Source organism: Paenibacillus sp. BR1-192 (assembly GCF_029542445.1).
In the GTDB taxonomy this organism is placed as follows: domain Bacteria; phylum Bacillota; class Bacilli; order Paenibacillales; family Paenibacillaceae; genus Paenibacillus_AQ; species Paenibacillus_AQ lautus_A.
Genome location: NZ_CP120718.1, coordinates 6,253,901 through 6,269,103 on the forward strand (window position 1 = coordinate 6,253,901; position 15,203 = coordinate 6,269,103).

The window sequence follows — 15,203 nt, forward strand, 5'->3', positions numbered from 1 at the left end:
TCAATTATAACCGACCGCGTGCAGGTGCATAGTCGTCATTATTTGACATTCATCATGGCATCCCACTTCTGCTGCCACTCTTTGTACGTGATCGGGTTCTCCGGTCGTAAGGCCGGGTTGCGTTCGGTGTCGGGAAGCATCAGCCCCTGCCCATAAAACTGCACCAGCAGCTCTTTGACCTGATTCCCTCTGCCTTCCTCCAGCGCCTTTCTAACCTGTCTGGCCATACTTATGCCTATTTGGTTCTGGGGATCCTCCCCGCTTCCGTTTTTGAACAACAGCTGCTGTACCGACCGGAGATTTCCGTAAGCCGATCTTAATTGTTTATCGCTAAGCCCTTTCTCCTCTACGTAATATACATACCAGAAAAGACTGCTGATCTTTCCGCGCACGTCTCGTTCCGGATGCTCAAAATTATAATGGAACGCACCCTGGTTGCCGAACAGAATCGAGTTCATCCATTCGCCGGGCAAGTTCGCGAAGTTATAGGTGTAGTGGTTCGAGGACAGAATCAGGCGATGATTCACCTGAGGGTAATCAAAGCCTTGGCCCAAATACAAGATCTTCTCGACGCTGCTGTTGAACTCGGGTATCCACTCGGAAAAATAGTCATATTTCTTTTTCATATCCCTCAGCAGCGATACGGATGCCTTCTCCAGATAAGGCGTTGTCACGATGGTAATCGGTAGATCATTCCGGTGGATTTCCTTCCAAAATTGTCCCCCGTACAGAGAGATATTCTGCTCGATCTCCCTGTCCTCAAACCGCTGGTAGCCCGGCTTCCGCTCCAGCTCTTTCATTCCCGTATACAAGGGTTGCGGATAACCCTCCACCACCAGCTTCATCTCTCCGGCAGAGTAGCGCAGCTTGCCGAATTCCCAGCCCAGATAAACGTATTTCGACGTAAGATCTCCGTTGTCACTCTTTAAATATACCTCCTGATGACCGGGAAGCGGATACCAGGCCATATGCCCCTCCAGTTTAACTTCAGGCCCCACGCTATAGGCCGCAAATTCTTCATTGGAGTACCCGGCCATAAAATCCATCACCTTGCCCCTATATTCCAGCTCGGCTTGAAGGTCCCCTCCCTTGGCATCGCCAACCATCCTGATCGATATCCGCTCTCCCTGTCTGCGATAAGGAGCGTCGATGCCCTGGAGTTGGACACGTTCAAGCTTGAACATCCGGTTCAAGGTTAACGGCAGCTGCCTCATGCCCGATATTTCGGAGGCCGGTATCGTTAGCTTCGCCGTTACGCGTAGCTCGTCGTTTGGCAGCCGTTTCAGCTTGATGTCATAGGAAGACACATGATAGAAGGCTATATTTTCAGGATCATCGACATAAGAAATCGTCGGGTCCTCCAGCTTCGCATCAATTTTGGCATACCGTTCCGCCCAAAGCGTGCCGTAGGGCACGGCGGCGGCTGCCGTCAACACGACAGCCCCCAGCACGCCCAGCCACCCTGCCTTTTTCAGCATCGTGGGGCGCTTCGAGTTTAACAAGAACAAACACACCGTCAGCAGCAGGAAGGTGAAAGCCAGCACGAACCAACGGGACAGCTGGATATCCTTGGATAGCAGGCCGTACCCCCAATTCTCATATTCAAACCGATTGGATTGAAGGAAGAATTGGTTAAGGTGAAACACTTGGGCCGGCATCCATCTTAATTCGCTGATAAAATAAATTTCCATAAAAAACGTTCCAAACATCCATGCACAGAAACCGATCAAATACACGATCCGGTTCGGAATGCTTGCCCCGAGGAGCATCGCTAGCGCGAGCGTCACCATATAGGAAACCTCATACTGCACCGCGAATTGCATCGTATGCACCATCGCGATATCACCGGCTATCCCCTGGCTGACCGACAGGATATAGAATATAACCGACGTCGAGAGGGTAAACAGGGAAAAGTACAGCAAGCTGACCGCATATTTCGACGACAGCAGGGTGAAGAAGGACACAGGCAGGCTGTGGTTCCATTCAAACGACCGACGGCGGACATCCCGCCGGATGGACAAGATGCCGATTAACATCGTCGGACCCAGCGTCATCGTATGACCCAGCATGTGAAAGGAATACGCAGCCGAATACAGGTTATGATTCGGTCCGTTTCCGCTTGCCGCCTGCAGCATGATGACGATGAACAGGATCGCGTAGAGGACCGGAAGCGAGGCAAACAAGGGATTGCCGAACAAAAGCCGCAGCTCTAACAGACTGTGCCTCCACCACTTATGCATGGCGATCCCTCCGCAGCAGAGCCAGATAGCCGTCCTCCAGGGTCGGATCCGCCGGAAACGCGCCGGTCACGGGGGCTGCTGCACTGATAAACCGGCAAAGCACGCCTTCCGGTACCGTTCGAGTGGACACGACGGACATGGGATCCATCAAGGCAAATTCTTCATGGCCCATCACCGCTTCCCACACTTGTCCCTTCCCGCAGGCCTGCAGTTCGGGCAAGCTGCCGTTCATGGCCAATCTCCCCTTGTTCATTACGGCGATGCGACGGCAGTTGCTCTCGATATCCGCTACGATATGGGTGGACAACAGGACCGTCCGGTCGATGCTGAAACGGGTTAACACATTCCGGAACCGGACACGCTCCTGGGGATCCAGCCCCGACGTCGGCTCGTCTACGATCAAAATATCCGGGGAACCGAGCAGCGCTTGGGCTATGCCCAATCTTTGCTTCATGCCCCCCGAGTACGTACGCACTTTTTTGTCCGCCTTCTCCTGAAGATTGACCATCTCAAGCAGCCTGGAGATCTCCTTCAGCCTGGCGCTCCGGTCCGTGATCCCCTTCATGGCCGCCACATAATCCAGATAATCTCTGCCGGTCAGCTGCGGGTAAATGTGAAAATGCTGCGGCAAATAACCGATCATCTGCCGAATCTCCTCCGGCCGTCCAAGGGATATTCCGTTCACCCTCACCTGCCCGGAGGTCGGCGTCAATAAGGTTGCCAGGATGCGCATTAAGGTAGTTTTGCCGGCGCCATTGGGTCCTAGCAGACCCGTCATGCCTTTATCCAATTGTAATGAAACATCCAAGAGCGCCCAAGCGCCCTTGCGATAGGTTTTTGATAGATGCTCAATGGTAATCATTCTAGAATCCTTTCACCATGTACGATTATGGCATAAGCCGCGCGGTTTACGTTCCTTGGAACGAACCATCGCTTCAAAAAGTTTGACATTCCCCAAGGTTTGACGCCAATTTATTGATAAAGTACAAATAAGGTACAAAAAAGCCCGTGATCCTAAAAGCGGATTGCGGGCATGAACTATTTCGCCTGACGTCAGGCTCTTATCCAGTTATTATAACATGCGGGAATGCGGTTCATCCCTAAATCTTCAGGCCATAAATATTTCATGCCCCAAAAGATTAACGGGATAGACCATTCACACGCTTATCGCTCCCGGTGTTACCGATGCGCCTCATATTGGTTGGCGCGGCTGATCGCCTGGATCGATTGGATGTCCTGAGGCGATAAAGCTTCCATATCCCCTGCAGCCAGGTTATGCAGCAGCTGTTCAAGCGAGCTCGCCCCGGGAATGGTGCAGGCCACAGCGGCATGGGCCAAAGCATAACGAATCGCCAGCTGGGACAAATCCCGGCCTTTTCCAAACGCTTCAAGCCTCTTGAGCACGTCGAGCAGCTCTTGTTTGCTGTAATCCAGGTATCCCTTCTCCGCTTTGGCTTGTCCTCGGTCCGACAAGATGCCGCGGGCAACGGGACCCCGGGCAATCGCGGATATTCCGTTCTCCTCAAGCAGATCAAGGACCGTTTCCTCCGGTCTCCGGTCCAGGATGCTGTACTGGCTCATGACGCTGACGATATGGGATTTAGCGACATACTCGCGGATGACGTTCGGCCGGATGGACGATATGCCGTAATATCGAATCCACCCTTCCCGCTTCAATTCTTCAAAAGCTTCAATCGTCTCTTCGATCGGATCATCCAGCGTCCCCCCGTGAAGCTGGTACAGATCGATATAATCCGTACCCAGCCTGCGCAGACTGTCCTTAACGGCTGATTTGATGTAGTCCTTCGAAGGATCCCATACCCAGCCCTCCTGTCCCGGCACGCGGCGGTTGCCCACTTTGGTGGCGATGATGACGTCCTCGCGCCGGCCCTGAACCGCTTTGCCTACCAGTTCCTCGTTGCGGCCTGCATCATATAAATCCGCCGTATCCAGAAAATTCACGCCCCGATCCAACGCTTCATGAATAAGCTTCACCGCTTGTCCTTCGTCCGTACCCAGCGACATGCAGCCCAGCCCGATTTCGCTTACATACAATTCCGAAGAGCCCAGCCGATTGGTTTTCATCGTTCATCTCCTCCTCTTCCATCATGATGAATAAGGTTCTACCTCTTTACTTACCCTAAAATATCGATCCAGATCTTGACCGCCGTCACCGCAATGAGAAGAGCCAAGGCGTACCGCAGCAGGCGGACGTTCATCTTGCGGCTGATAATCGCGCCGATGGGGGCACCCATCAAGCTTCCGGCAACGGCAAACAGGGACGGCCAAATCGGAATGTCGCCCGAGGCGATTTTGCCGATAACGCCCCCTACAGCGGACAGGAAGACGATCGCAAGCGAGGATGCGATGGTGATCCGCGTCGGGATCTTAAGAACCGTCAGCATAATGGGGATCAGGATAAAGGCGCCGCCGGCCCCGACGATTCCGGCAATGCCGCCGACAATAAAGGCCGCTCCCATCGCAACCCATGCTTGGTAAGTCACCTCGCTCACCGATCTGTTCTCCATGGATGCCCGGGTCGGCACGATCATTAATAACACCGCGATCACCGCCAGAAATCCATAAATCACGTTAATCGTTCCGCTCGTCATAAGCATCGAGGAAAGGCTCCCGATCAGACTGCCAATCAGGGTACTGGCCCCCATCTGGATGACCAATCGCTTGTGAACGTACGACTCACCGCCGCGCGAACTCACCCGATTGGTTAGCATGCCTGACAAGGAAGCAAAAAATACCTGCAGCATACTGATGGATGCGACCTCCTTGGAGGTGAAGGCCTCCAGTCCAAACCAGGAAGGTACATATAGAAGCAGGGGAAAATTAATGATCGCCCCGCCTATTCCCAGCAACCCTGAGAAAAAAGAACCGATGATACCTATAAAGACCATGACTACAAGTTGCACTATCAAGGTGATCGATCTCCGTTCATTTGATATCGTTGCCGGGGCACTTGCTATTGAATGTGCCTCGCTGTTGATTTATAATAAACCCAAGTATTTGTATCGGAAATTAAGGAGGTGTGTGGTGATCATGTTGAATAAGCTGAAATCTCTATTCCAGGACCGATGCCCCGATTGCGAGCAGAAGCTGATCTCCAGGCAAGAAGACATGGCAACGATCAAGCACTGCCCGGATCACCACTACACCGAAGAAATATATAACCAGCTGGGCGTTACGATCGTGTATCATCCCAGCAAAGACAATGGTTCAACATGATTGATTTCATAATCGTTAACAAACCTGGGTATAGCGCTTTATTCCTAGATCTCGGTCGATTCCCGTACGGCAAGCCTGACCAGAAGCAGAACCGCGATCTCGGCCGCCATTACGATGAGCGAGCACAGAAAGAACACAAGGAACATATCGCCCGAATCCAGATTTAAAACGAATGGGTACACGATCAGCCACAGGAGCTGTCCCGCCATAAATAAGCCCAGCCGGAAGCTTGCCTTGTGATCCAGTCCGGACGCGTTACCCGCGAAATGCGCCTGGATGCCTCTGCAAATTCCGTAAATCAATACGGTATGCAAGCAGAGGGCAGGCAGCTGGATCCATACATCCTTCGCGGATTGCACGGGTAAGCCGTCTATCCCCGCTTCGGTAAACCAAAACAATTGTAACACCGACCAGGCCATCAGCAGCCAAGCCGACAGATGCCCTGCCTTAAAATATCCGTTCAACTTCTGGAGCCGCCATAGTCCCGAAGCGATCAGCAGGTACCCGAGCATATCGGGCAACATATCCACTGAGTCCAGCTTAAAGTCGACAATTACAAACAACAGACCCCAGCCCATACGCCCGTAAGCCCTACTCATGGTATCCTCCTGCTATCCCGGACAAATTCCGACAATTCTTGATCTGTCGGTCTCGGGTGATAGGGAATTACCGTTTCTCCATGCCACTGGCGACCGCTTTCCTCGATAAAGGTCGTTTTCAATAGGAGCTGGTAAACCTGCAAGCTCTTCTCAAGTGACGGCATATCAAATTGGTGGCTGATTCTAATGGAATCCCCTTTATGAATGTTAAGTGGAAGCTGAATCTCATCGATGGGCTCGCCTCTTAACTCGATGTGCGCTTCCGAAGGCTGCGACCGGTAGCTGGTACCTGGTATTTGACTTGAAATGTCGGCATAGATTCGGAGATGCCCCTCTAGAGCGATATCCAGCAGTTTCGAGGAGAACGCCGTTAACTGTACCGGACGCTTCACAACAGCGGAGTCGTATCCCGAATGATCGGAGGAAGATCCGCCGGATGTCCACGATATCGGATCTTGCTCTTCCTGACGATATACGCCGGGCCAAACGTATATTTCCCCGACATTCACTTGCTCTGAGCTTCCGTCGGAATAAAGCGCGGTAACTTCCCGAATAAGAATCGGCTCCTCCAGCTTCTCTCCCGTCCCTTTTTGCTCGGGGGCATTTAAGTTCACCATCATTTTTCCTAAGTACTGCCTCTGATACTCCGCATATCGGGGATAGGGCGTGACGATCTGTCCAGGGTAACCTTCGATCCGGATGGAGCTCAGCCTCTTATCCGCTTGTTTGTCCTCCACATAATACAAGTCGAATACGCGGCCTCCCCCTTCCCTTGTCTCCACATGATGCTCGAGAAATACGGTTCTTCCCAGTTGGTTGGCTTCGTAATACCAGACATTCCCGATCCAGCTGCAGGCTGCGAGCAGGATGGCGAGCACGTAATACCATTTCTTGCCCATGGACCCTCCATATGTAGCATGCGTTTGTTCCATATTCTTTAACTATCTTAACACGTAATATCGAAGAAGAGGGTTTGAACTGCGTTAATTTTTCCGTCGACTTCCTGCGGGAGAAACCCGGTCCGAATTGAAATAACGAACCCCCTTCGTGGACAGACTAGTTGAAGCCACCCTAAAATCAAGGAAGGTGTCCATGATGAATCCATCGATCGAAGAGGTTACGAACTGGCTTCAATCCAATAGCAACCGCACGCTGCACATATCCAAGCAAGAAGAGAAGGATCAAGACCAGGTTGAATTACGGCTGGAACGATTTGAACATCAGCAGCAGCAAGCGCAGTCCATCGACGGGTACGGAGATCGCCACGCTCTTCTGCTGCACGGTCCCGGCGTGGTCATCACGGCTGGCCACGAAGCCCCGCTGCCAAGCAATGCCTTCGTCATCGGGCTGGACGGGTTAACGGCTGCGGAGGTTCAAGACCGTCAAGTGGTGCTCACAACGGAACGCGGCATTTATTCCATCACGGCGATCTGAAAGCAGCCGGTTATAGAAACAGCAAGAACCGCCAAAGAGTGCTTCTCTGGCGGTTCTTTTGGCTTCTCCCGCAGCTTGACTTGATGCCGGATCAACCTTGATATTATGTCGCGCTCGGGACGCAGATGGGTTCCGCAGGCTTTTAGTAAACAGCTTATACCCGTTCGAATCTCCAGATAAAGCTTTGGAAATCGCCGTGCATCGGCGGAACGGCCAAGCCGGCGTTCATAAGCCGGTCTCCGCCGTAGATGTTCCCGTCCTCCAGGCACTTGTAATCCCCTTCCGGATCCAGCCCCATCGTACGCAGCCACCGAATCGGTTCATTCGCCTCGCTTAAGATGCGGAAATAATACAGCACCGCTTCCGATCGATCCTCGGAGACGATCGTCCAGGCCGCTTCATTCCCTTCGAACGGGTTCCGAAGGCGGTAGAAATCCCCGAACTGCACGAGATGCCGAATCTCTTTGTACAGCTTTACCTGCTCGCGGACCTCCTCCTTCTCCTGTTCGCTGAAGGCCGTCAGGTCCAGCTCATAACCGAAATTGCCCGACATTGCCGCGTGTCCTCTCGTCCGCAGTGAAGTATTCCGGTGCACCTGATGGTTTGGAACGGCGGACACATGCGCTCCCATGGAGCTGAGCGGATAAACCAGGCTCGTTCCGTATTGGATCTTCAATCGGCTGACGGCATCGGAGTTATCGCTTGTCCACGTCTGCGGCATGTAATACAGCATTCCCGGATCGTAGCGTCCGCCGCCCCCGGAGCAGCTCTCGAACAAAATATGCGGGAACTCCGTCGTCAGCTGTTCCATCACCCTGTACAGACCCAGCATATAGCGATGGGCCGTTTCCCGCTGGCGCTCAGGCGGCAGCGCAGCCGATCCGATCTCCGTCATGTTCCGGTTCATGTCCCATTTCACGTAGGTGATCGGCGCGCTTCTCAGGATGCCGCGAACCATATCGGCCACCGCGTCGCCTACTTCCTGGCGGGAGAAATCCAGGATCAGCTGCTGTCTCCCTTCCGTCCGCCGGCGCCCTTCCACGTGAAGGCACCAGTCGGGATGCTGACGGTACAGATCGCTGTCCGGCGATATCATTTCCGGCTCAAACCACAAGCCGAACTGCATATCCAGACCGCGTACCCTCTTCACGAGATCCTCGAGGCCGTCGGGCAGCTTGTTCTTGTCAACGACCCAATCCCCGAGGGAAGTCGTATCGTCGTTGCGCTTGCCGAACCATCCGTCGTCCAGCACGAACAGCTCGATGCCGAGATCCCGTCCCGCGCTTGCAATCTGCTCGATTTTATCGGCATTGAAGTTGAAGTAGGTTGCTTCCCAATTGTTCACCAGCACCGGGCGCGTGGCATCCCGGAATTGCCCCCGGCACAGCCTTGTGCGGTACATTTTATGATAGCGTCTGGACATGCCGCCGAGGCCCTCCGCCGAGAAGACCATCACCGCTTCCGGCGTCTGGAACGACTGTCCCGGCTCCAGCAGCCACGTGAAGTCGAACGGATTCAATCCCATCGTGACCCGGGTCGTATCGTATTGGTCCACCTCGACCTGTGCGGAGAAGCTGCCGCTGTATACCAGACTGAAGCCGTACACCTCGCCGAACTCTTCGCCTGCTCCCTCGGACAGCAGCGCTAGGAACGGATTGTGGTTATGGCTGCTTGACCCCCTGCGGCTCTCGATGCCCTGCATGCCCGGGGATAGTCTTCTGCGCTGCACATGGCGCTCTCTCGCCCATGCCCCATGGAGATGCAGCAGGTCATAACGGCTGTGATCCATATCCACGCTAGCGCTCATGGCACGCAGCAGCGTCATGTTCTCCTTGCTGTCGTTGCGGAAGGATACGGAGCGGGAAATAGCGTCAAACGCCTTCATGACCGTATAAGACAAATAAATCGTCAAACCGCTTACCCGATCAAACAGTTCCAGCTCCAGCGTATCCGCCTCGTCATCCTGTTCCGTGTATACGGCAGGTAAGCCCTCAAGCTTCGGCTTGCCGCTGTAGATCCGGTGACGGACATATTCCGCCTCGGTGACCGTGGTCCCGTTAGCCAGCTGTACCTGATATGCAGGCTGCCGAAAATCGCCGCTGCCATAGCCCGGGTATTCCTGAGGCAAACTGTCCAGGGAGAAGGAAGCATCCTCGCGAAACGGCGTCGGCGAAAAGGATGCTCTTCCCCTCCGTTCCAGCAATCCTAGGACGCGGTTATCGCGAATCCGGCGTCCCCAATAGGCATGCGCAGGATAAACGCCGCGCACCAGCTCAATTACATAACTTGACCGATCGCTCTGGAGATGGAATATCCCCAGATCTTCATGGAAATGTATACTCACTGCTTTTGCCCCCTAACCAAGGTCCGAGTAAGATCTCCTTGCTCTCTTTAAGACCGGGCGGCGGCAGCCCGTTCCAGAATCATGACGTCCCTTCCCGGAATCGTGACATGGCCCGTAACCTGCCGGCTGCCCAGGAGATCGAATGAATTGGCAGAACCTGTATCAAACGTCATCTCTTCGGCATTGTGGTTCAATATGAACAGATAGGAGTTTCCGTCCTTCACCCGTTCCACCACCTCTACTCCTTGTGGTGTATCCAGCAGCGGCTTCACGCCTTGTTCTTCGCACAGATTGGCAAGAAACCCTTGCAGGAACTGCGCATCCGGACTGCTGGCCACATAATAGGCCTGCCCTTCGCCAAACGCATTCTTCGTTAAAACAGGCGTGCCTTTGTAGAAGTCGGATCCGTACTCAGCCAAAACCTCCGCCGTCTCCGCATGGATGACATCGCACAAAATTCCACATGGATAACTTCCACGCAGCGATCCCCAATCCTGCTTCATGTCGATCTGATTTTGCATTCCGGGCAGCAATGCATCGATTTCCTCAGCCCAAATGCCGGTCACGCTGCGCAGCTCGCCCGGATGACCTCCGAGGGTCACCAGATCGTTCTCATTGACGATGCCGCTGAAGAAGGTGGTCACGAAGGTTCCGCCCTGCGCTACGAACCGCTCCACGCGCTGGGCAACGCCCGGCTTCACCATGTACATCACGGGGGCAATCACGATATCATACTTGCTTAGATCCTCTTCGACGCTGATGATATCGGTCTGGATATTCTGCTGATACAGCGCGTCATAATATTTATGAACCTCATCCACGTAGTTCAGTGCTTTGGAAGGCCCGCTTGACAGCTCCAGCGCCCAGCGGTTCTCCCAGTCATACATGATCGCCACCTTGGCGTCCGAACGGGAGTCGAGCAGCTTGTCTCCGAGCTGCTGCAGCTCATGCCCCAGCTCCGCGCACTCCCGGAAGACCCGGGTATGCTCATGTCCCACATGCTCGATCAATGCGCCGTGGAATTTCTCGCACGCCCCCACGGAACGGCGGAGCTGGAAGAACATGACCGTATCCGCGCCGTGCGCTACGGCTTGATAACTCCACAGCCGCATGACGCCGGGACGCTTCGCGGAGTTGTAGGGCGACCAGTTCTGAACGCTCGGAGTCTGCTCCATCAGCATGAACGGCTGTCCGCTTCTCAGCCCGCGCATCAGGTTATGCGACATCGCCGTAAAGCTCACCGGCGTATCGATCGCGGGATAGTTGTCCCAGGACACCACATCCATATGCTTCGCCCACTCGAAGTAATCCAGCTCCGGATAAAAGCCCATCAGATTGGTGGTGACCGGAATATCCGGCGTGACCTTCTTCAGCTCATCTCTTTCCAGTCGGTAACATTGCAGCAGGCTGTCGGACTGAAAACGGCGGTAATCCAGCGATATTCCCTGGAAGAACGACCGGTTTCCGCCGAATTCCTCGCTGAGCGCATTCGGTACCACGATCTCGTCCCACTCGTAGAAGGTATGGCCCCAAAACCCGGTATTCCATGCGGCGTTCAGCTTATCCAGCGACCCGTACCGCTCTTTCAGCCAGACGCGGAACTGACGCTCGCAGTTGTCGCAATAACAATACCCGCCATACTCATTGGAGACGTGCCAGATGACCAGCGCCGGGTGATCCTTGTACCGTTCAGCCAGCTTGCGCGCCATCAGCACGGAGTATTTGCGATAGGTCGGGCTGTTCGGACATGAATTATGGCGGCCGCCGAATTTGCGTTTGCGTCCATCGTAATCGACGCGCAGGATGTCCGGGTATTTCTTGGCCATCCAAGCAGGGTGCGCTCCCGTACTGGTTGCCAAACAGACGTGAACCTGCTCCTCCGCCAGGCGGTCCATAATTTCATCAAGCCACCCGAAATCATAGCTTTCCTCATCGCGCTGCGTTTTGGCCCAGGAGAATACATTGAGGGTCGCCACATCGACGCCCGCCAGCTCGAACATCCGCAGATCCTCTTCCATCGTTGCCTTATCCCATTGCTCGGGGTTATAGTCCCCGCCATACCATATCTTAGGAAAACGTTGATTAATCATAGAATTGCCTCCTTCGTAGACTCTGCTATAGAAAAGAGGTACCATCCCCTATCTTGTCGGACAAGGGATCATACCTCTTATGAACGGTCTGCTAACTTAAATTTTGCATGGCTCCTTACTTGCTCAAGCTATCCCAGGATGTCTGCATATCTTCAAGCATTTTGTTCGTATCGGATTTGCCGGCGAAGAATGCCTGCATCGCGCCGGAGAACTCCTGTGCCGCGCCGTCCGGGAACTTCGCGGATTGTCTTGGCAGCACTTTGCCTGCCTGCACGTACTCCCATACGGCCGAACCCAAGTCGCCCATATCCTCAGGCGTTGCTTCGATGGTCTTCAAGGCCGGGATGAATTTGAATTTTTTCACGATGTACTCTTTGCCGATATCGGATGTGACAAACCAGTTCAGGAAGATCTTCGCTTCTTCCTTCGACGCGGAATCTTTGTTAATGACCAGGTTCGCAGGTACGCCGACGTTCAGCTTGTCATTTTGCTCCGCATTGTCGCCAAGCGGCATCGGCAGGTAGCCGAGATTCAGATCCGGATTGATGGCATCGATCTCGGTTTGAGCCCAGTTCCCGTTCTGCATCATGGCGGCTTTACCTGTAGCCAGCAGGGAAATGGCCGTATTGTAGTCGGTGGTCAGCGGGTTCTTGTTGCCGTGGTCCAATGTCAGCTGCATCAGCTTGGTCCACTCTTCGAACTTCCCATTGCCCACGAATTTTTGCGTGCCGTCGTTCAAGCCCTGGATAAACGCATTCGGGTCATCCTGCTGGGCGAATGCCGGGTTAATGCCCTGGTTGCCGATCAACCACCATTCCTGGTAAGCGTTCGCAAAAGGAGTTATGCCTGCGGCTTCCAGCTTCTTCGCGGCATCCGCCAGCTGAGTATACGTTTTAGGAAGCTCGGTAATGCCGGCCTGCTCAAACAAATCCTTATTGTAGATGTAACCCCATCCTTCAAGGTTCATCGGCATGCCGTATACTTTACCGTCTTTGGTCATCGGCTCTTTCGCCATGTCGACCAGATCGTTCACCCAAGGCTGATCGGACAGATCCTCGAGACGGTCGATCCACATCTCCATCTCGGCGTCGCCGCCATTGGAGAAAATATCCGGCGCATCGTTGGATGCGAATTTGGTTTTCAATGCAGCACCATAGTCAGCGCCGCCGCCTACCGTTTGAATATCCAGCTTGATGTTCGGGTATTCCTTCTCGAATTCGACTTTAAGCTCATTCAAGCCGTCCACGATCTCGGTTTTGAATTGAAAAATCTTGACCGTTTTGACATCGCCGGAAGCTCCATTCGAGCTTCCGCCCTGGCCTTCTTCCGACTTGCCGCCGCAAGCTGCAAGCAGCAGCGAGAAAGCCAGCAGCATCACGAGTGATAATTTCATTTTGTTCATCTTTACTACCCCCTGATAATGATTATATATAAAGATGGAAAAACCGGTTATGGGCGAGGCGCCCGCTGCCCTTACCCCTTAACGGAGCCGGCAGCGACGCCCTCAACGATGTACTTCTGCAGTGACAGGAAGAAGATGATGATCGGCGTAATGCCCAGCACGAGCGCCGGCAGCGCCATATCCCACTGCTTCGAATACTGCCCGAAGAAAGCAAAGGTCGCAAGCGGAATCGTCCGCAGTTCAGGACTTTGCAGGATCAAGGATGGCAGCAGATAGTCGTTCCAGACCCACAGGCAGTTCAGGATGATGACCGTTACCATCATAGGTTTCAGCATCGGCATAACGATGCGGGCAAATACCCTGAACGGAGAAGCGCCGTCGACCGTGGCAGCCTCTTCGATCTCAAGCGGAATGCCTTTCACGAAACCGTGGAACAGGAAGACCGACAGCGGGATGCCGAGTCCGAGATAACTGAGAATCAGACCCACGATGCTGTTGTTGACGCCGAGAAAGTTAATGACCTGCAGCAATGGAATCATAATGGATTGGAAAGGAATGACCATGGCCGATACGAACAGCATGAACACGATTCGATTGAATCTCGTATTGGACCGGACCATCCGGTAAGCTGCCATCGCGCTCAGCAGGGCAATGATCAGATTGCTGATGACCGTAATGATGATGGAGTTCGTGAATGCTTCCGGAAAGCGGGTCATTTCCCAAGCCTTGCTGTAGTTGTCAAAGTGAAAGGCCGTTGGCCAGTTGGCCGCGTCGACCATAATATCGCCAAGCGATTTGACCGAGTTCACCAGCAGGAAGTAGAACGGTGCCAAGAAGATCAAGGCAACAATGACCATCACGATCTGCAGTACGATCGTGGAGGCCGACATGGGAGGTTTCTTCGATCTCATTAAGCTTCAACCTCCTTCTGCTTCGTTAAACGGACTTGAATGAGCGTAATGACGGCGACGACCAGGAAGAAGATCAAGGACTTGGCCGTGCCGAGACCGTACCGGTTGTTCAGGAACGCCTCGTTGTACACGTTCATCGCCAGCGATTCCGTGGAGCGGTAAGGTCCGCCCTTGGTCAGCGACAGGTTCAGGTCGAACATTTTGAAGGACCAGGAAATCGCCAGGAACAAACATACGGTAACCGCCGGCATAATAAGCGGAACGATGATGCTCTTAAGCACTTGGAACCGGTTGGCCCCATCAATCTCGGCAGCTTCCATGACTTCCTTGGACACGTTCGTAATGGAGGCGATGTAGATGACCATCAGATAGCCTGACGACTGCCATACGAATACCATGATGATGCCCCAGAAGCCGGTTACTTCGTCTCCCAGCCACGGAAGATTAAAAAACGGAATTCCCGTCGCTTCGCCAACGGTTGCAAAGCCTTTTATGAAGATAAACTGCCAGATGAAGCCGAGCAGCAATCCGCCGATCACGTTCGGCATGAAGAATATCGTCCGCAGCCAGTTGCGCGCCCGAATGTTTTTCGTTAAGAAGTAGGCCAGGAAGAATCCGACCAAATTCGTGAGAAGCACCCCGACGATCGTAAATTTGGTGGTGAACCAGAAGGATTGGGCGAATGCGCTGTCATTTGTGAAAATCTGTTTGAAATTGTCCAGCCCGACCCATTCGACGTTCCCGGAAACGCCGTTCCAGTCGGTAAACGAGTAATACATCCCCATCACAAATGGGATAATGATCGTAATACCGAAAAACAGCAGCGCGGGTCCGATATAAACCAACTGCTGCGTCAAAGCAGCCGTTCTCTTGCTGTTCATGTTAATCCCCCTCCGCTTGTCCTATCGTTTCTCTATCCATTTCTCTATGATTTAATTATGCTAAG

At 53.5% G+C, this 15,203-nt stretch carries 13 protein-coding genes; 2 read left to right on the forward strand and 11 right to left on the reverse strand.

The annotated features are described in order from the left end of the window. Positions 1-38: 38 nt before the first annotated feature. From P0X86_RS28805 to P0X86_RS28820, 4 genes are all read right to left on the reverse strand, one after another. Positions 39-2,240 (reverse strand): ABC transporter permease, encoded by a 2,202-nt coding sequence (locus P0X86_RS28805; RefSeq protein WP_277747072.1) that lies wholly within the window; start codon positions 2,238-2,240, stop codon positions 39-41. Next, positions 2,233-3,102 (reverse strand): ABC transporter ATP-binding protein, encoded by an 870-nt coding sequence (locus P0X86_RS28810; RefSeq protein WP_036663835.1) that lies wholly within the window; start codon positions 3,100-3,102, stop codon positions 2,233-2,235. The genes P0X86_RS28805 and P0X86_RS28810 overlap by 8 nt, the downstream gene beginning before the upstream one ends. A gap of 317 nt (positions 3,103-3,419) precedes the next feature. Continuing rightward, entirely contained in the window at positions 3,420-4,325 is a 906-nt protein-coding gene (locus tag P0X86_RS28815; RefSeq protein ID WP_192570544.1) for an aldo/keto reductase, read from the reverse strand. Positions 4,326-4,375: 50 nt separating this feature from the next. Next, positions 4,376-5,170: a sulfite exporter TauE/SafE family protein gene (locus tag P0X86_RS28820; protein WP_277747073.1), complete on the reverse strand. Its 795-nt coding sequence runs from the start codon at positions 5,168-5,170 to the stop codon at positions 4,376-4,378. Positions 5,171-5,291: 121 nt separating this feature from the next. On the opposite strand from P0X86_RS28820, the gene P0X86_RS28825 reads away from it, so the two are divergent. Next, on the forward strand, positions 5,292-5,477 hold the full coding sequence (locus P0X86_RS28825) for a hypothetical protein (RefSeq protein ID WP_036673163.1): 186 nt from the start codon (positions 5,292-5,294) through the stop codon (positions 5,475-5,477). 44 nt (positions 5,478-5,521) lie between these two features. Here the strand turns inward: P0X86_RS28825 and P0X86_RS28830 are convergent, their stop codons facing one another. Both P0X86_RS28830 and P0X86_RS28835 read right to left on the reverse strand, forming a co-directional pair. Next, on the reverse strand, positions 5,522-6,076 hold the full coding sequence (locus P0X86_RS28830) for a hypothetical protein (protein ID WP_277747074.1): 555 nt from the start codon (positions 6,074-6,076) through the stop codon (positions 5,522-5,524). Further along, positions 6,073-6,975, reverse strand: coding sequence for a hypothetical protein (locus tag P0X86_RS28835; RefSeq protein ID WP_277747075.1), 903 nt, complete (start codon positions 6,973-6,975; stop codon positions 6,073-6,075). Before P0X86_RS28835 ends, P0X86_RS28830 begins: the two co-directional genes overlap by 4 nt. Positions 6,976-7,168: 193 nt before the next feature. Between P0X86_RS28835 and ymzB the strand changes: the two genes are divergently transcribed. Then, positions 7,169-7,510, forward strand: a complete 342-nt coding sequence (gene ymzB / locus P0X86_RS28840) for a protein YmzB (RefSeq protein ID WP_192570541.1) — start codon at positions 7,169-7,171, stop codon at positions 7,508-7,510. A 154-nt stretch (positions 7,511-7,664) separates the two neighbouring features. On the opposite strand, the gene P0X86_RS28845 is transcribed toward ymzB, so the two are convergent. The 5 genes from P0X86_RS28845 to P0X86_RS28865 all read right to left on the reverse strand — a co-directional run bounded on the left by P0X86_RS28845 (position 7,665) and on the right by P0X86_RS28865 (position 15,138). After that, on the reverse strand, positions 7,665-9,854 hold the full coding sequence (locus tag P0X86_RS28845) for an alpha-galactosidase (RefSeq protein WP_192570540.1): 2,190 nt from the start codon (positions 9,852-9,854) through the stop codon (positions 7,665-7,667). A 47-nt stretch (positions 9,855-9,901) separates the two neighbouring features. Continuing rightward, complete coding sequence (locus tag P0X86_RS28850) at positions 9,902-11,944, reverse strand: beta-galactosidase (RefSeq protein WP_277747076.1); 2,043 nt, start codon at positions 11,942-11,944, stop codon at positions 9,902-9,904. Between the two features lie 115 nt (positions 11,945-12,059). Further along, complete coding sequence (locus P0X86_RS28855; protein WP_213580955.1) at positions 12,060-13,346, reverse strand: ABC transporter substrate-binding protein; 1,287 nt, start codon at positions 13,344-13,346, stop codon at positions 12,060-12,062. Between the two features lie 71 nt (positions 13,347-13,417). Then, positions 13,418-14,257 carry a carbohydrate ABC transporter permease gene (locus P0X86_RS28860; protein WP_015737524.1) on the reverse strand — a complete coding sequence of 280 codons (840 nt, stop codon included), beginning with the start codon at positions 14,255-14,257 and terminating at the stop codon, positions 13,418-13,420. Then, entirely contained in the window at positions 14,257-15,138 is an 882-nt protein-coding gene (locus P0X86_RS28865; RefSeq protein WP_009594044.1) for a carbohydrate ABC transporter permease, read from the reverse strand. The genes P0X86_RS28860 and P0X86_RS28865 overlap by 1 nt, the downstream gene beginning before the upstream one ends. Positions 15,139-15,203: the final 65 nt, after the last annotated feature.